This is a genomic window from Grimontia sedimenti (assembly GCF_011045095.1).
Taxonomy (GTDB): Bacteria; Pseudomonadota; Gammaproteobacteria; order Enterobacterales; family Vibrionaceae; genus Enterovibrio; species Enterovibrio sedimenti.
The window spans coordinates 22,399-39,583 of the sequence record NZ_JAALDL010000027.1 but is presented as its reverse complement, the minus strand read 5'-3'; the positions used below and the strand labels follow the sequence as shown (position 1 = coordinate 39,583).

Here is a 17,185-nt window from a genome sequence, read left to right as displayed (position 1 = left end):
GGCACTGATGGTGGTACTGACGGCGGCACCGATGGTGGTACTGACGGCGGCACCGATGGTGGTACTGACGGCGGCACCGATGGTGGCACTGATGGTGGTACAACGGGAAGTGTTGTTTCTATCTTCAGCGACGACTACACCGATATCGCGGTTAATGAGTGGGGCCCTAACTGGGGCGACGCTTCAGCACGCATCATCGATGGCACGCTGAACGATAGCGCAGCCAAAGTGATCACGCTTGGCGCAGGTCAAACCTTCGCAGGTATTGACTTCTCATCAGCAGCCTTTGATGCAACGGGTTACACCACGTTCAACATGCAGTACAAAGTAGAACCTTTGTTGGCAGGTCAAGTGGTTAACATTAAGTTGTCGAATCACGACGGTGGCGCAGGTGAGAGTAACGCACTTCAATACACCAGCGTACCGACAGGTTCAGACGTTGTTACCCTGGCAATTCCGTTAGATGACTTTACCAGTGCAGATGCAAGTGGTTCTTTGGCACGCAATGCGATCGCACAAATCGTTATCTCTGCGGCAAGAGCCGACACGGATGAGTCTGTAGATATCTATCTGGATAATATTTACTTCAGCGGCAACACTGACGGCGGCACCGATGGTGGTACTGACGGTGGAACCGATGGCGGTACTGATGGTGGTACCGATGGTGGTACTACAGATGCTGTAGTATCTGTATTCAGTGATGATTATACAGATATCGCTGTTAATGAGTGGGGCCCTAACTGGGGCGACGCTTCAGCACGCATCATCGATGGCACGCTGAACGATAGCCCAGCCAAAGTGATCACGCTTGGCGCAGGTCAAACCTTCGCAGGTATTGACTTCTCATCAGCAGCCTTTGACGCAACGGGTTACACCACGTTCAACATGCAATACAAAGTAGAACCTTTGTTGGCAGGTCAAGTGGTTAACATTAAGTTGTCGAATCACGAAGGCGGCGCAGGTGAGAGCAACGCGGTTCAATACACCAGCGTACCGACAGGTTCAGACGTTGTGACCCTGGCAATTCCGTTAGATGACTTTACCAGTGCAGATGCAAGTGGCTCTTTGGCACGCAATGCGATCGCACAAATTGTTATCTCTGCGGCAAGAGCCGACACGGATGAGTCTGTAGATATCTATCTGGATAACATCTACTTCAGCAACGGCGGTACTGACGGCGGCACGACTGATGGTGGTACGACAGATGGTGGCACGACAGATGGTGGCACGACAGATGGTGGCACGACAGATGGTGGCACGACTGACGGTGGCACGACTGACGGTGGAACAACCGGCACCACGCCAATTGTTATCTTCAACAATGCAGCGAATCCTCAGTGGGTAGCGTGGGATTGCTGTGGTAATACCACACCGCCAGTTATCACTGATAGCGATGCTCAGTATGGTGAAGTGACCTTCTTCGAGGTAGTTAATGCGACAGTAAACGGCTTTAGTTCCCGTGAAGGTGTTGCTACAGATCCTCAGCCAGTCGATGTGAATGCATGGATGGTAGAAGGCGTGATCTCCTTTGATATCAAGCTGATTGCTGCAGGTGAAACGCCAGCTGATGTTTGGAACTTCAAAGTCGAGTCAAATGGTGGCAATGAAGCTGTGGAACTGCCTTTAGACACTCTTCCAGAGTTGAATGTATGGAAGAACTACCAGTTCAACCTGAGCGACCTGTCAAACAATGGTCTAGACCTCACTGCCATTGACCTGATTATGGTGTTCCCAGCTTGGGATACAGGAATCGGTTCTCAGTACGTGATAGACAATGTTGTTATCTCTCCTACCGCGAGTGATGGTGGAACTAACGGCGGCACCGATGGTGGTACTGATGGCGGCACTGACACAACAGGAGACGTTGTTTCCATCTCCAGTGATGACTACACGGATATCACTGTCAATGAGTGGGGTCCTAACTGGGGTGATTCATCAGCACGTATCATTGATGGCGAGCTTAATGGCAGCCCAGCGAAAGTCATGACTGTTGGTGCAGGTCAAGTCTTTGCCGGTATCGATTTCTCATCGGCGGCGTTTGATGCTTCAAGCTTCACGACTTTCAACATGCAATACAAAGTTGATCCTTTGTTAGCAGGTCAGGTGGTTAACATTAAACTGTCTAACCACTCCGGCGGAGCAGGAGAAACTGGTGCGATTCAATACACCAGTATTCCTACTAGCACTGATGTGGTGACACTGGCTATTCCGTTAGCTGAGTTCAGCGACGCGAGTGGAAATGGCGACTTATCAAGAGACGCTATTGCTCAAATCGTTATCTCAGCAGCACGTGCAGATGGAAGCCAGGCGGTAGACATCTACCTTGACAACATTTACTTCAGTAAATAATGCTCTGATCTAAATGCAATTAAAATAATAAGGGAGCCGTTTGGCTCCCTTTGTTTTTTTAGGTGAAAGCGAAAGATCAAACATTCTGTGCTCTCGACACCGAGCCGGAACCTGCTGTCGAGGAAAATCCTTTGGCTGTCGTGGCAACACCAACTTTTGATGTTGTAATCACAAAATTGCCTGCGGAAGGTTGTGACACAATTCGACTAATGCGAAAGCCTGTATTTCTCGCTGGAATATCTGTGGCGCCAGTTCGCTTGTCATTAAAGGTAAATACCTGCTCGGCAACAATAGAGCCTGTGCTGGTTAACATGCTGACTGGGGTGCCATGAGTGTCTGTGAGGCCTGTAGATGTGGCTGCCATATATGAAGAGTTATGGGCGCCAGCCCCCGCACCGGCAAGACAGCCAGTTCCAGAACCATATTGCACCTGCTCTGAATGTTCGGCCTCATTAAGGTCGCTAAGCGTATTCGAGTCAGATTCAACGGAAAAATTAACCACGACGCCTCGGCGTGTCCCTGTCACCAAAGAATTGAAAGAAACAGCACCATTTTGAGGTATGGCTGATACAGAAAACGGTGCACTTTGAGCAATTCTATTGCCAGAGAAATCAGCAACCAACCTGAGGTTGTTGGCGTTTCCGACCGCGGTTTGATTAACCCCCCGAAGTTGCAGCGTCTGGTTCGCATTAATGTGTGCCCTGGCGCTGCCATTGATGGTCAACGAACCATTGCCACCGCCAGCGCCGACGACACTGATAGCAACATCATTCATCGGCAACTGCCATCCTTGCACATTGACTTGTATCGGTGTGTCAACGCGGGGAGGAATTCTATCGGGCATACTTATTGGCGAAGTGCTTGGCCTGATGTGGCGGGGAAACGTGACCCTTACGCCAGAGGATGCGACCCCGGGTGTTGCTGGCGTCGTTGCGGGCGCTATTGGAACTGAAGTGGTTGTTGGTGCTGTTGAAGGGCCGGATGCTTGATCTATCAAACCGTTTGTTTCTTCTGTGGATGGGGAAGTACTTACCTTGTCTCCGAGTTTTTTTGTTGGGGTCGAGAGAAGGTCACTTCGCGTGTTAAGGCGGTTGTGGGAATCTGAAAGAATAGGACTACGCTTTCGCGTCAGGCTGTTAGACAAAAAGCCTGGCTTAGAAGCGTTCTCAATGCCATGGGCGAACTGTGTTGAAAATGAACGCATGTGAACCTCTGTAACGGTTAGCGTTCTCCTACTTTAGTTAACGTTGGCTGCTTCCAGCGTTTCATGGCTAGGAACGACCTCGTCTTATTTGCCAAAAATCCTGCGAGCATCACCACACATCATTCTGCAACGATGCAACCAGTCTCATTAATGACATTCGTGATAATTCCATGAGTGAGGAATTGTGATCATTGTTACAAAAAGGTAAACGACGGCTTGTTGAGAACGATGGATTTTCTAATATCTATCGCAAAGAAAGCGCTTTCTTTTTGGTTTAAACAAGAAGGCGTACGGAAAGTAGTTGGCTACACTCATAAAAATTAAAGATTTAGATAAGTTTTCATTGGAATGGCGGTAAGGGCAGTTCCTGTGATTGAAACGGATTATAAAACGACAAAAGGACGGCAAGATGCACAATAAGAAAATGATCGCTTCTCTCGTTTGCAGTGCGTTATTGACTGCGGGTGTTCAGGCTGCTGACATCAAGCAGGGCGGAACGCTCAATGTGCCGATCATTACCACTGGTTTTGTCGAAAACTACAATCCGTACACCACTAAAGACATTTTCCACGGCATCATGTTTGAGCCTTTGATGGTGTTCAACAACATGACTGGCGAAACAGATTTCCGCCTTGCAGAGTCTGCTGACTATTCAGACGATCTGAAAACTATCACAGTGAAAATGCGTGAAGGTCTGAAATGGTCAGACGGTTCACCACTGAGCGCAGAAGATGTGGCATTCAGCTTTGTTCTGGCGAAAGACAACCCGGCATTTGATTCAAAAGGGATCTGGTCCGGGGGGAACCTTCAATCGGTAGAAGCAACAGACGATCGCACCGTGGTGTTTACATTGACCAATCCTGATTCAACCTTTATCTGGAATCTGGAGAAATACCACATACTGCCTGAGAAGGTTTGGTCCAAAGCGGAAAACGCCACCACCTTCACTAACCCGAATCCTATCGGGACAGGCCCAATGACGGAAGTAAAGTTCCTTAAATCTCAACAGATGGAGCTTTGCCGTAACCCGAATTACTACCTTGAAGGCCGCCCTTATCTGGATTGTGTGAACTTCCGTTCATACAACGATAACTCTCAGGTGCAACCCGCGCTGATGAAAGGGGAAGTGGACTGGGGTTCGAACTTTATTGCAGACATTGAAACCACGTTCGTGAAGCGTGACCCAGACAACAACCATTTCTGGTATCCAGCGAACGATGCGATTCACCTTTACCTGAATACTAAGAAAGTGCCTTTCAACGATTTGAGGGTGCGTCAGGCGCTTTCGATGGCACTGGATCGTGACCTGATTGTTGATATCGCAGCCTACGGTTACCCAACGGCTAACTTCAACGCAGGTGGCATCGGTGAGCTGTATGCGCAAAACATCAATAAAGACATCTCTGCGCAATATGCTTCTCTGACCGAATTCAACCAAGACAAAGCCAAAGCACTGCTTGATGAAGCCGGTGTGAAAGACCTCGATGGTGACGGCTACCGTGACAACCCGGACGGCTCCAAGCTGGCGTTCAACATCGAGGTGGTTAACGGCTGGACTGACTGGATCCAGGTGGTTCAGATGGTCACCGAGTTCTATGACGAGATCGGTATCAAATCGAACGTCAAAACGGTGGATTGGGCGGTCTATGACAGCAACCTCAAGCAAAGCAACTATGACGTAGCGATTAACTGGTCAATGGTGGCGACTAACCCCATCATCGCGTATCAGGAATACTTCTCTTCTTCGCGCGTTGGTAACAGCTGGCACGCGGGACACGGTGTTAACGACCCAGAAATTGATGCGCTCATTGACAGCTTCGGTCAGACCGGTTCACCGGAAGAGCAAAAAGCGATTTTGGACAAGCTGCAGGTCTTTACTGCCGAAAACATGCCATTTATTCCGTTGTTCTCGAACCCTACCTGGTTCCAGTACAGCACCAAGAAAATCGATGGCTGGCCAACAAAGGAAAACCCATACGTTCAGCCAGTTTGGTACGACGGCGGTAAGCGCGTCATCATCCTCAATAACCTGCACCTGAAATAAGCGAATACGCTGAATTCTAGGACTGTTGAGGAGCGAATCGATGTCATTTTTACTGCGACGGTTCATTTTTTACTTCTGCGCGTTTCTTATCGCGATAACGTTCAACTTTATGTTGCCTCGCCTAATGCCCGGTGACCCTGTTGAAGCGTTGTTTGCGGCAGCGCAAGGGAAAATGGATCCAGCACAAATGGATGCTGTGCGTGAAATGTACGGCTTCCTTGATGGCAACGTCTTTGAGCAGTATCTGGCGTACATCAAAAGCGTGTTTACGCTGGATTTGGGACCGTCAGTATTGATGTTCCCCATCAGCGTATCGGAAGTGATTGGTAATGCACTGCCTTGGACTTTGTTCCTCGCGCTTGGCTCGCTGATCGTGGCGTTGATTATTGGTGTGTCGATTGGCACTTATGCCTCTTACCGCCGCACGGGTTTTGTAGGGCAAGTGGTACCGCCTGTATTGGCGTTTCTCAGTAACTTCCCTTACGTGGTGACTGCCTTGTTCCTGTTTTACCTGTTCGGGATTAAATGGGATTTGTTGCCGATTGCCTACACCTACGATCCGTCGCTGGATCCGGGGCTCAATCTTGAATTTATCGGCAGCGTGCTGAAACACGCCATCTTGCCAGTCGGCTCAATGGTGGTTGTTGGTATTGCTGCATGGGTATTCAACATGCGCAACGCCATGATCAATGTGCTTGGCGAAGACTACGTGACCATGGCGGAAGCCAAGGGCTTGAGCAGTACCCGTGTCATGTACCGCTACGCTGGGCGTAATGCGATATTGCCTGTGGCGACTGCAGTGGCAATGGCGATTGGTTTTTCCTTTGCTGGTTCGATCATGACTGAAGTGGTGTTCAACTATCAGGGGCTGGGCAACATTTTATTGAAAGGCATTGTGGCGCGGGATTATCCGCTCATTCAGGCCATCTTGCTGATATTGGTGACGGCTGTGCTCACCGCGAATTTCATCGCCGACTTGCTGTATGTCTGGCTTGACCCGCGCATTGCGAATTAAGGAGCGGGCACATGGATAAGACGATGGAATCGAGCCAGAACAAGCCAGTGAAACTGCCAAACAAAGGTGGAACGATAAAGCGCGCTGGCAAGAGCATTTACGCCTTTTTCTATGGTAATCCGCCAGCGATTCTTGGCACCTTGCTGCTTACCATGGTGTTGGTCGGGGCGATATTTGCCAACCTGTTGGCGCCATATTCAGCGGAAAAACGTGTTGCGCGTCCGCATCAGCCACCGAGTGAGAAGCACTTGATGGGCACCACACGAAGCGGGCGTGATGTATACAGCCAAGTACTTTATGGCGCACGTAAAACGCTGACTGTTTCGCTGTTTGCGGGTCTCATTGCAATGGGCATTGCCGTGGCAGTGGGTGTGTCCGCTGGCTACTTTGGCGGCAAGATTGATGAAAGACTGAATTTTTTAACCAATGTGTTCTTGGTGTTTCCACAGCTCCCCTTATTGATCGTCCTGGCGGCGTTTCTGGGGCAAGTGGGCTCATTGGTGATAACGATTTTACTTGGGGTGACCTCCTGGCCTTGGGGCGCACGCGTGATTCGCGCGCAAACCATGGCAATTCGCAACAAAGAATTCATTCTGGCTGCAGAAGTCATGGGTGAATCGAAACTGCGTATTATTTTGGTCGAGATTTTACCCAACCTTGTTTCCATTGTGTTCGGCGGATTCTTGGGTGCCGTCATCTACGCTATGGGCTCCGAAGCAGGGTTGGGTTTTTTAGGCCTGGGTGACGCGACAGAAGTGAGCTGGGGCTCAATGCTCTATTGGGCTCAAACGTCGTCGGCACTCTACACGGGCGCTTGGTGGGAAATGATGGTGCCGGCTTTGGCATTGGCTATCACCGGTGGCGCACTGGCGCTGATCAATATGTCGATTGATCAGGTCAGTAACCCGAAACTCAAAACCGGTCCACATATGAAGCTCTGGCGCAAACTGAAAAAAGCGGCAGACAAGAGAAGGGGGTTGTAATGGCAAACTTGCTTGAAATTAACAACCTCTGCGTGGACTACGTGACGCCAAATGGCGTGGCAAGAGCTGTAAACAATGTCAGTGTGAGCATCGCCGAAGGTGAAACACTGGGCATTGCCGGTGAGTCTGGCTGCGGAAAAAGCACACTGGCGTTTGCGATATCGCGTCTTCACAAAGCGCCTGCGCTGATCTCAGAGGGTGAAATCCTCTACAAAGGCGAAGACGTGCTGAAGATGAATGATAAACAGCTGCGCGCATTCCGTTGGAATGAAGTGTCAGTGGTTTTTCAAAGTGCGATGAACTCTCTCAACCCTGTAATCACCATTGGTGAACAGCTGACAGATGTGATTTTGGCGCACAAAAAGGTGTCGTTGAAACAGGCGACGGAAAAAGCGGCAGAGCTGCTGCAAATTGTAGGGATTCACCCGGATCGTTTGTCCGCATTTCCGCACCAGTTGAGTGGCGGCATGCGACAGCGTGTGGTGATTGCAGTGGCACTGGCGTTGGAACCAAAACTCATCATCATGGATGAGCCGACGACCGCATTGGATGTTGTCGTTGAAAGGGAAATTTTGAACGAGCTTTATGATCTTAAAGCAAAGTTCGGTTTTTCCATTCTGTTCATCAGCCATGACTTGAGTTTGATGGGCGAAATTGCTGACCGTATCGGCGTGATGTATGCGGGCAATATGATTGAATTGGGCGAAGCGCATACCGTGTTCGGTGCGCCGCAGCATCCTTACACACAAGGATTGCTGTCTTCGTTTCCAACCATTCATGGTCCGAAAGAGCGTTTGTACGGGATTCCGGGGAATCCGGTGAACCTGCTGAATACACCACAAGGGTGTAATTTTCAGGAGCGTTGCAGCAAGTGTTTTGCGCCCTGCACTGAGCAGGATCCGCAGTTAAAACTTATCGCGCCTGAGCATCAGGTCGCGTGTCATCTGGTTTAAGGAAGGAGCTTAAAATGGAAAGCAAAGAGACCCTTCTTGAAATTAAAAACCTGGTGATGGATTTTCGCATTGGGCACTCCAAGTCCAATTTGATGCGTGCGGTAAACGACGTTTCCTTTGAACTGAAAAAAGGGGAAGCGTTAGCGATTGTGGGAGAGTCTGGCTCTGGGAAAAGTACCGGTGCAAGGATACTCACCCGTATTTATGAAAACACCGGCGGCTCGGTCAACTTTAAAGGCAAGCCGCTGGCGGAATACATCAAGGAAAACGGTGAGCTGGAATATGCGCGACAAGTGCAGATGATTTTCCAGGACCCATTTGGCTCCTTGAATCCGGTGCATAATATTTATCACCACATTGCTCGCCCGCTCTTGATTCACAAGCGGGCTAACAAGCAAAATGTGGCAGATAAGGTGTACGAACTGCTTGAGTTGGTGGGCTTGTCTCCGGTGGTAGAAACCGCAGAGAAATTCCCGCACGAGTTGAGTGGCGGTCAGCGTCAGCGCGTAGCAATTGCAAGAGCCATTGCTGTCGACCCGGAAGTGATTCTGGCCGATGAACCGATTTCTATGCTGGACGTTTCAGTACGTCTGGGCATTCTGAACTTAATGGCCGATCTCAAAGAGCAACACGGGATCGCCTTTATGTACATAACGCATGATATTGCCACCGCGCGGTATTTTGCAGAAAAAACGGCCGTCATGTATGTCGGTCATATGGTGGAGTGGGGCGATAGCGACAGCGTGACGCAGACACCCCAGCACCCTTACTCGAAATTGCTGCTGTCAGCCGTGCCAGAAGTGGGACGAGCAGGACGCCGCGATCTATCGGTTAAAAAGGGCGAGATACCGCTGTGGAAACCCAGTAGTGTCGGATGTCCGTTCGCTTCGCGTTGCCCAATTGCGACGGAAGCGTGCACACAATCCATGCCTGAGGCGACGGAAGTCAAACCAGGACATTACGCGAGGTGTCACCACCTCTAAGGCTATAAGGCCCTAACTAAGCGTAAACTTTTTATCGACCTCCCGGTGATGGTTGAAAAGCCCACCGGGAAATTTTGAAATCAAAAAGAAAGCGCTTTCTTTTTAGGAACCAAGAAATATGGAACATTGTTTTAAACTGGCAAGTACCCCTGTTAAGGGGCAATTCGTAGACGTCAATGGCGAACGTTTTTATCGCATCGAGAATGTGGATCAAATGCCTGCATTCTTTATGAGTGTGGTGTCTGCCAATGATCACTGGTTGTTTGCGTCGTCGACCGGATGTTTGTCAGCGGGCCGTGGCAACCCTGAAAACGCCCTATTTCCGTACCGCTCAGTGGATATGATCCATGAGAATGCTGAAAACACCGGCCCGAAAACCTTCATCCGCCTTGAAGATGAGGTGGGTGATGTGGTGACCTGGGAACCGTTCAATCCGCAGCATGACGGCAAATTCAACGTCACCCGTAACCTTTATAAAAACATTACGGGCGACAAAGTGGTATTTGAAGAAACTAACCAGACGTTGCGTCTGACGTTCAAATACAGCTGGCAGAGCGGGAATACCTATGGTTTTGTGCGTCGCGCTGAACTGAGCGATTTCTCAGGTTATTCACGCAAAGTTGAAGTGCTGGATGGCGTTCAGAATATCTTGCCAAATGGTGCGCCTATGGTGGCGTTGCAAAAGAGCAGTGCATTGGTAGATGCGTACAAATGGAATGAGCGTGTTGATGGAACGACATTGGCGCTTTACACCATGTACGCCAAGCTGAGTGACCGTGCAGACCCAGCAGAAGCACTGACTGCAAACACGGTATTCTGCATCGACAATGACGAATCAGAAATTCTGCTCAGCAGCCAACAGGTTCCAGCTTTCCGTCGTGGCGACATCATTGAAAGCGAAACGCTGACGCGCGGCGTTCGTGGTGCATACTTCATCCACAAAATGATCGATCTGGCAGGTAACGAGACTAACGATTGGCTGTTTGTTATCGACATCGAAAAAGATCACGCAGGTGTGGTTGCTTTGCGTAATGAGCAAAAAGACCAGCAATCACTGCGCGAAAAGGTAGAGCAAGACTGTGCGAAAAACCACGAAGAGTTGGTTTCTCTCATTTCCGCAGTCGATGGCTGGCAGTTCTCAGAAGAAGAAGCCACCAGTAACCACCACTATGCGAACGTGCTGTTCAACAGCATGCGTGGCGGTGTGTTTGAGCAAGGCTATACCTTGCGAAAAGACGACGTGCTGCAAACCGCAGAGAACACAAACAAGAAAGTGGTACTGCGTAATAAAGCGTTTTATGACGCACTGCCTGCCACATTTACCCATGAAGAGTTGGTAAAACGCGCAGAGCAGGCGGATGACATTCAGTTGCTGCGTCTTTGCTACGAGTATCTGCCATTGACGTTTGGTCGTCGTCACGGTGACCCAAGCCGTCCCTGGAACCACTACGACATCAAAGTAAAAGATAAAGAAGGCAACCCCTTGCTGGCTTATCAGGGTAACTGGCGTGATATTTTCCAGAACTGGGAAGCATTGGCACTGAGCTATCCGGGCTACCTGCGCTCGTTCATCGCTAAATTCGTGAATGCCTCAACGATCGATGGTTACAACCCTTACCGTATTACCAAAGACGGTATCGACTGGGAAGTACTGGAGCCGGAAGATCCATGGAGCAACATCGGTTACTGGGGTGATCACCAGATCATCTACTTGCTGAAGTTCTTGGAATGGTCTGAGCGTTTTGAACCTGCACAGCTGACAGCAAACCTGTCCCGCGAAATCTACAGCTATGCCAACGTGCCATACCGTATCGGAGACACGCGCACCTTATTCTCGACCCCGAAGGATACGGTGACGTTTGATACCGAGCTGCACGAGAAGACAGAAAAACTGAGCGAGATGATCGGTAGCGATGGTCGTCTGCTATTGGATTCAGACAAAGAAGTGTACCTCGTCAACCTCTCTGAGAAGCTGCTGGTGCCGTTGTTATCGAAACTGGGTAACTGGGTAGTAGATGGTGGTATTTGGCTCAATACGCAGCGTCCTGAGTGGAATGACGCCAACAACGCGATTGTAGGCAACGGTTTGTCGATGGTGACGCTGTACTACATGCGTCGTTATGTTGAGTTCCTGCAACCACTGTTTGCACAAGCACCGGAAAAAGTGCGTATTTCTAATGAAGTGGCAACCTGGTTGAAAGAGACCAGCGAAATCCTGAATAAAACGCTGCTTGATGTGAAGAAGAAAACGATCACTCGCCAGACCAAGCATAAGTTGCTGACCGAGCTGGTGGATGCGGCGAGCCGTTTCCGTCATCAGGCTTACCAACAACAAGGTTTCAGCGGTAAAACATTGGTTAACAAGCACGACATTGAAGCGCTGCTGAACACCAGCTTGGATCTGCTGCACAGCAGCACCCAGCGTAACCTGCGTGAAGATGGCTTGTTCAATGCTTACAACGTGGTTCAATACAACAGCGAGTCATTGGATTCTATGCCGCTGTACCCAATGTTGGAAGGTCAGGTTGCAGCTCTGAGTTCTGGCGCACTGAGCGGGGCTCAGGCCGTAACTCTGCTGGATAACCTGTTCAACAGCGACATGTATCGTGAAGACCAGAAGTCTTTCATGCTCTATCCAGATCGCGAACTGGCAGGATTCAGCCGTCGTAACTGTATCGAAGCAGAAGCGGTGCGTAAGAATGATTTGCTGCGTGACATGAACAAGCGTGGTGACAAGCGTGTGGTGTATGCAGACCTTGATGGTGTGTTCCACTTCAACGCTGAGTTCGAAAATGCAGGGGCACTGAAAGCGACTCTGGATTCAGCTCGCGCTGACTACCCGCAAATGTCAGACGAGCAATACGAAAACGTGCTGGCGCTTTATGAGTCAGTGTTTAACCACCGTGAGTTCACTGGTCGTTCCGGCACCATGTTTGGTTATGAAGGCCTGGGTTGTATCTACTGGCACATGGTGTCCAAGCTGCTGCTGGCGGTTCAGGAAGTTTACTTCGCGAGCTGGAAAGAAAACCCACACAGCGCGGAAACTCGCAAACTGGCGGATTACTACTACCGAGTACGCGAAGGGATTGGCTTCAACAAAACACCAACGGAATACGGTGCATTCCCGGTTGACCCATACTCACACACACCAAAACATGCGGGCGCACAACAGCCAGGTATGACAGGTCAGGTGAAAGAAGAAATCATCACCCGATTTGGTGAGCTCGGTGTGCTGGTGGAAAGTGGCGCGATCACCATTTCTCCATCACTGCTGTTCGAACGTGAGTTCTCTAGTAAAGAGGCTGAGTTCCCTTATGTGAACATGCAGGGTGAGCAGAGAAGCATTGCGCTGAATGCAGGTGAACTGGCGTTTACTTACTGTCAGGTACCGTTTGTTTACCGCTTGAACGACAGCGGAAACACCAAGATTGTGGTAACGCTGACTTCTGGTGACGTGCTTTCTATTGAAGGCTACAAGATGCCGGAATCTGTTTGTAAGAAGCTATTTAGCCGTACCGGCGAAATCGCACAAATCACTGTTGATGTACCGCGCAGCAAACTGAACCCTGCCGGTTAATCACAATCGCGAAAACAAAAACAGCCGCATGATGCGGCTGTTTTTTTATGTGAGGCTTGATAAATCAACAGTTGTTAAGCCGTAGTGACCTCAGCAGTGGAGAGGGTTTTCACTGACCCACGCTCCATCAGAGTAGGGAACAAACGGGTGTTGATGTTAGAGAGAGGCTTGCCTTCCAGCATGTTCAAAACACCTCGGGCAGCCTGACATGCCATGTCTTCCAGTGGGAAGTGGATAGTGGTGAGGCTTGGCGTCATGTATTGGCTGTAAGTGTGGTTATCGAATCCAACAATGGAGATGTCTTCGCCTACCTTCATGCCACGGTCATGACAAACACCATAAGCGGCCAGTGCGATACTGTCGTTCAAACAGAAAATGCCGGTAATACTGCTGTCGCGATCCATCAGACGGCGAACCGCTTTGTCATTGCCATCGTGGTCAAATCGACCTTCAACCACCAGATTCTGATCGTATTCGATGCCATATTTTTCCAGCGCATTGCGATAACCCTGAAGGCGCTCGCGGCTGTCTATCTTGCTGAGCTGACCGGTGACACAACCAATGCGGCGATGACCGTTTTTAATCAGATGCTCGGTGGCGATATAGCCACCCCACTCATTGTCCATGCAGATACATTGATCTGAAATTTCAGGGATATAGCGGTTCATCAGCATGGTCGCAGGTGTTTTTTCCACAATCTGTAGAATATCCGCGTCGCTCATCATGTCTGAAGTCAGTACCAAACCGTCGATCTTTTTCGCATTCAGAAAACAGATAGACTCCTGCTCTTCATCATAGTTTTCGTGGCCACTGGTGATGATGAGGTGATAATTCTTCTGACGAACTACTTTTTCGACATGGTGCATCAAGGGGCCAAAGTAGGGACCATCAAAGGTACCTACCAGCATCCCGATACTGTGTGACTTGTTCGACGCCAATGCCTGGGCAAAGGCATTAGGCTGATAGCCGAGTTTCTCGATGGCATCGAATACTTTCACGCGGTTTTTTTCCTTCACCGACTTGTGACCATTCAATGCCCGTGACACGGTGGACTGGGAAACATTCGCCAGCTCTGCCACTTCTTTAATGGTAATCAACGAGCTCTTCCTTTCATTAACTTGATGTTGCACGCCGTGATTTTATTGCCTTCCATTGCTATGAAAGTGCTTTCTTTAGTGATGACTAATGGATACGAATCTTCGTCTTAAACCTAGGGTCAGTTGAATTCGCAACTTTATTCATTTGGCGCGGCTATTTTTTCAAATAGAGTAAGTTTTGCCACGAAATGCGACGCATTGCCAAATAGAAAGGCTTTGCATAGCTCACAAATGTTCAGTAATTAACACTTTTGATACTGAAGTGCTCAATTGTGAGTCACTAATTTCAGTGAAAGCGCTTTCATAATGATAGTTCAGCCAAAGCGTCTTCGATTGAAAACTGACTGAACACTTTAATGCCGTGCTGTCGGAGTAATGCGGAGGTCACACCATGACCGGGAATTTTGTTGCCAGCAAACTCACCGCTATAGACAAGTGAACTGCCGCAGGAAGGACTGGATTCGGTCAACACGGCGATCTTAATGCCATGTTGCTGACAAAGTGCGAGGGTTTGACGGGCCCCAGAGATAAAGGCGTCTGTCACATCTAACTGCTGGACGGAAATGACTTTTCCTGTACCGGCAATAACCGCATCGCCATCGGCAACATCGATTTCAGCTGGCGGGCGCGGGGTAGGAAGACCTCCGGCGACCTCAGGGCAGAATGTGATCACTTTTGCCTGTTGTGTTAACCGTTGAAATGCTTCAGATTCTTGAAGAAGGGCATTGCCGTCATAACGGACTTTCTGGCCCATTAGACAGGCACTGACCAGCACTTTTTTCATAGAGGTTCGCGTGGTTTTGAAATGGTTAACGGCGATGGTATCGGATCTGGATTGAAGAGAAACAGACTTTTTTTCACAGTAGAGTTGAGGAAATGTGAAATCGGTCAAATAATTAGTCTTACCCCCTGTGAAATCCAAACCAATAGATGGTGATGTGCGCGAAGGGGAACACGGAGGGAGAGCCAAATCATGTCTGAAATGCTGCATCAGTATCCAATTATCAACGGACGCGAAATCCACGTTCGTGCATGGAACCCTGAAGGCGGGGAGACAGTGATTTGCTGGCATGGCTTGGCACGCAACAGCATCGATTTTGTTGAGCTTGGGGATGAGCTGGCTGCAAAAGGCTACCGGGTGCTTGCACCTGACACCCTTGGACGAGGGCTTTCTCAGTGGGCGGATAATCCGAAAACCGAATACAGCTACGCCAACTACATTGATATGGCTGTGAAACTGATGGACTTCTATTGTTGCGATAAAGTGCATTGGGTTGGTACAAGTATGGGCGGTTTGATTGGCATGTTGATCGCGTCCAGCCCTGATTTCGGTGCTCGGATTACCACATTGGTGCTTAACGATATTGGCCCGGAAGTGCCGCAAGATGCGTTAGAGCGTATCGTTAATTACGTGCAGAAACCCATCGCATTCCGTCGCTATAACGAAATTAACCAATATCTCCAAACGCTATACCAACCATTTGGTCCCCACACTTGCGAACAATGGCACACCATGATTTCGGCTTCCGTCCGAAGGCTGGAAAACGGTGACTACACCACGCACTATGATCCTCAAATTCTGGCGCAGTATGACCCCAACTCTCCGCCGATGAATCTCTGGCGACATTTTGGGAACCTGAATTTGCCGCTAATGCTGATGCACGGTTTGCACTCAGACGTGCTCACTAAAGGCATAGTGAAAAAAATGCGGGAAGTTCAGCCGGAAATGGCCGTAAATTACTATCTGGGATGTGGGCATGCGCCTAATCTGTTCTACAAGTCATACCGACATGATGTCGAACACTTTATTGAAGCGCATCCCATCGAGCAGGAAGTCAGCCAGAAACGCAACGCTGGCTGACTACCCAAGCTTCTGCGAGTTTATTTTGATGCCCAAAGGTGGAGCAGCTCAGTGGCGATCGTCGCGCCGGCTAAAGCTGTAATTTCGCTATTGTCGAAAGGCGGGCTGACTTCCACTACATCCATCCCAACCAGATTGATACCGCGCAACCCACGTAAGATCCTCAATGCTTTGTCAGAGGTTATTCCGCCTATCACCGGTGTGCCTGTACCGGGAGCAAAGGCGGGATCAAGGCAATCGATATCAAAAGTAATGTACGCGGGCTTTCCGCCTACCAAAGCTTTGACATGATTGGCGATCTCATCCGGCGTCATGTCATTGGCGGCTTCCGCACAAATCACGTTAAACGCATGGTGGTCTCTGTCGTAATCTGTCCGGATCCCAATTTGTACTGAGGCTGATGGGTCAATCAACCCTTCTTTGGGTGCGTGATAAAACATGGTGCCATGGTCGTACTTGCTGCCTTGGCTGTATGTATCGGTATGGGCATCGAAATGAATGAGCGCCATTTCACCATGCTTGGCGTGATGTGCGCGAAGCAGAGGAAGGGTGACGAAATGATCTCCGCCCAGTGTGAGCATGGCTTTGCCTGTGGTGAGAATGTCATTCGCTGCACTGGTTGCCATGTCGAGGAAATCTTCGCTGTCACCACAGGTGAAAATTAAATCTCCGGCATCAACGATATTGCATCGCTCACGAAGATCGAACGGCCAAGGGTAGCGAAACCCTTCCCACGCGAGATTCACCGACGCACGCCTGACGGCATCAGGTCCTAAACGCGTGCCTGATCGTCCGGTTGTTGCCATGTCATACGGCATGCCCAAAACCACTACATCGGCAGCGGTATCTCTTGGATCTTTAACCATGGGCAGGCGAAGAAACGAATAGGGATTGGAATACAATGAATCATCTTTTCTTGAAAATACGTCTTCCATACCAGCCTCTCTAGTGGCTAATGATTGTTTGGTCATTATTTCTACAAATTAGCAGGTGGGGCAAATGCCTATGTCTATTTTCTGCATCAGCGAACAATTCACAGAAAAGTATGTGCACTTAAAAAATTGAAGCGACTTGTTGAATCCAGCATCTTCAGATCGTCTGGGTGTAAGCATTAAACAC

At 49.5% G+C, this 17,185-nt stretch carries 11 protein-coding genes and 1 pseudogene; 8 read left to right on the top strand and 4 right to left on the bottom strand.

Features of this window, described 5'->3' with window-relative positions:
- A pseudogene (locus G5S52_RS23650) lies at positions 1 to 2,349 on the top strand (hypothetical protein); the annotation flags it as partial.
- 76 nt (positions 2,350 to 2,425) lie between these two features.
- Here G5S52_RS23650 and G5S52_RS22340 read toward each other — a convergent pair.
- The gene (locus tag G5S52_RS22340; protein WP_165018627.1) at positions 2,426 to 3,124 is read right to left on the bottom strand and encodes a hypothetical protein; all 699 of its coding nucleotides are present in this window, start codon (positions 3,122 to 3,124) and stop codon (positions 2,426 to 2,428) included.
- Positions 3,125 to 3,962: 838 nt separating this feature from the next.
- Here G5S52_RS22340 and G5S52_RS22335 point away from each other — a divergent pair.
- The 6 genes from G5S52_RS22335 (at position 3,963) to G5S52_RS22310 (ending at position 13,108) form a co-directional block, all read left to right on the top strand.
- Complete coding sequence (locus G5S52_RS22335; protein ID WP_165018625.1) at positions 3,963 to 5,597, top strand: ABC transporter substrate-binding protein; 1,635 nt, start codon at positions 3,963 to 3,965, stop codon at positions 5,595 to 5,597.
- Between the two features lie 40 nt (positions 5,598 to 5,637).
- Positions 5,638 to 6,612, top strand: a complete 975-nt coding sequence (locus tag G5S52_RS22330) for an ABC transporter permease (RefSeq protein ID WP_165018622.1) — start codon at positions 5,638 to 5,640, stop codon at positions 6,610 to 6,612.
- Positions 6,613 to 6,623: 11 nt separating this feature from the next.
- Positions 6,624 to 7,595 carry an ABC transporter permease gene (locus G5S52_RS22325; RefSeq protein WP_165018619.1) on the top strand — a complete coding sequence of 324 codons (972 nt, stop codon included), beginning with the start codon at positions 6,624 to 6,626 and terminating at the stop codon, positions 7,593 to 7,595.
- Positions 7,595 to 8,548, top strand: coding sequence for an ABC transporter ATP-binding protein (locus tag G5S52_RS22320; protein ID WP_165018616.1), 954 nt, complete (start codon positions 7,595 to 7,597; stop codon positions 8,546 to 8,548). The genes G5S52_RS22325 and G5S52_RS22320 overlap by 1 nt, the downstream gene beginning before the upstream one ends.
- Before the next feature lie 14 nt (positions 8,549 to 8,562).
- A complete protein-coding gene (locus G5S52_RS22315; protein WP_165018614.1) occupies positions 8,563 to 9,531 on the top strand; it encodes an ABC transporter ATP-binding protein in 969 nt (322 codons plus the stop codon).
- 118 nt (positions 9,532 to 9,649) lie between these two features.
- Positions 9,650 to 13,108 (top strand): 1,3-beta-D-glucan phosphorylase, GH149 family, encoded by a 3,459-nt coding sequence (locus G5S52_RS22310; protein ID WP_165018612.1) that lies wholly within the window; start codon positions 9,650 to 9,652, stop codon positions 13,106 to 13,108.
- A gap of 74 nt (positions 13,109 to 13,182) precedes the next feature.
- Here the strand turns inward: G5S52_RS22310 and G5S52_RS22305 are convergent, their stop codons facing one another.
- Together G5S52_RS22305 and G5S52_RS22300 are read right to left on the bottom strand one after the other, a co-directional pair.
- Entirely contained in the window at positions 13,183 to 14,205 is a 1,023-nt protein-coding gene (locus tag G5S52_RS22305) for a LacI family DNA-binding transcriptional regulator (RefSeq protein ID WP_002541195.1), read from the bottom strand.
- A gap of 301 nt (positions 14,206 to 14,506) precedes the next feature.
- The gene (locus tag G5S52_RS22300; RefSeq protein ID WP_165018610.1) at positions 14,507 to 14,989 is read right to left on the bottom strand and encodes a 2-thiouracil desulfurase family protein; all 483 of its coding nucleotides are present in this window, start codon (positions 14,987 to 14,989) and stop codon (positions 14,507 to 14,509) included.
- Positions 14,990 to 15,178: 189 nt separating this feature from the next.
- Here G5S52_RS22300 and G5S52_RS22295 point away from each other — a divergent pair, with 189 nt between their 5' ends.
- Positions 15,179 to 16,066 carry an alpha/beta fold hydrolase gene (locus G5S52_RS22295; RefSeq protein WP_165018608.1) on the top strand — a complete coding sequence of 296 codons (888 nt, stop codon included), beginning with the start codon at positions 15,179 to 15,181 and terminating at the stop codon, positions 16,064 to 16,066.
- 20 nt (positions 16,067 to 16,086) lie between these two features.
- Here the strand turns inward: G5S52_RS22295 and speB are convergent, their stop codons facing one another.
- Positions 16,087 to 17,001, bottom strand: a complete 915-nt coding sequence (speB, locus tag G5S52_RS22290; RefSeq protein ID WP_165018606.1) for an agmatinase — start codon at positions 16,999 to 17,001, stop codon at positions 16,087 to 16,089.
- Between the last annotated feature and the right edge of the window lie 184 nt (positions 17,002 to 17,185).

What these genes read in the sequence shown, in the direction of transcription:
- G5S52_RS22340 (WP_165018627.1), bottom strand. Translation starts at nt 3,124, where the DNA reads ATGAATGATGTTGCTATCAGTGTCGTCGGCGCTGGCGGTGGCAATGGT.
- G5S52_RS22335 (WP_165018625.1), top strand. Translation starts at nt 3,963, where the DNA reads ATGCACAATAAGAAAATGATCGCTTCTCTCGTTTGCAGTGCGTTATTG.
- G5S52_RS22330 (WP_165018622.1), top strand. Translation starts at nt 5,638, where the DNA reads ATGTCATTTTTACTGCGACGGTTCATTTTTTACTTCTGCGCGTTTCTT.
- G5S52_RS22325 (WP_165018619.1), top strand. Translation starts at nt 6,624, where the DNA reads ATGGATAAGACGATGGAATCGAGCCAGAACAAGCCAGTGAAACTGCCA.
- G5S52_RS22320 (WP_165018616.1), top strand. Translation starts at nt 7,595, where the DNA reads ATGGCAAACTTGCTTGAAATTAACAACCTCTGCGTGGACTACGTGACG.
- G5S52_RS22315 (WP_165018614.1), top strand. Translation starts at nt 8,563, where the DNA reads ATGGAAAGCAAAGAGACCCTTCTTGAAATTAAAAACCTGGTGATGGAT.
- G5S52_RS22310 (WP_165018612.1), top strand. Translation starts at nt 9,650, where the DNA reads ATGGAACATTGTTTTAAACTGGCAAGTACCCCTGTTAAGGGGCAATTC.
- G5S52_RS22300 (WP_165018610.1), bottom strand. Translation starts at nt 14,989, where the DNA reads ATGAAAAAAGTGCTGGTCAGTGCCTGTCTAATGGGCCAGAAAGTCCGT.
- G5S52_RS22295 (WP_165018608.1), top strand. Translation starts at nt 15,179, where the DNA reads ATGTCTGAAATGCTGCATCAGTATCCAATTATCAACGGACGCGAAATC.
- speB (WP_165018606.1), bottom strand. Translation starts at nt 17,001, where the DNA reads ATGGAAGACGTATTTTCAAGAAAAGATGATTCATTGTATTCCAATCCC.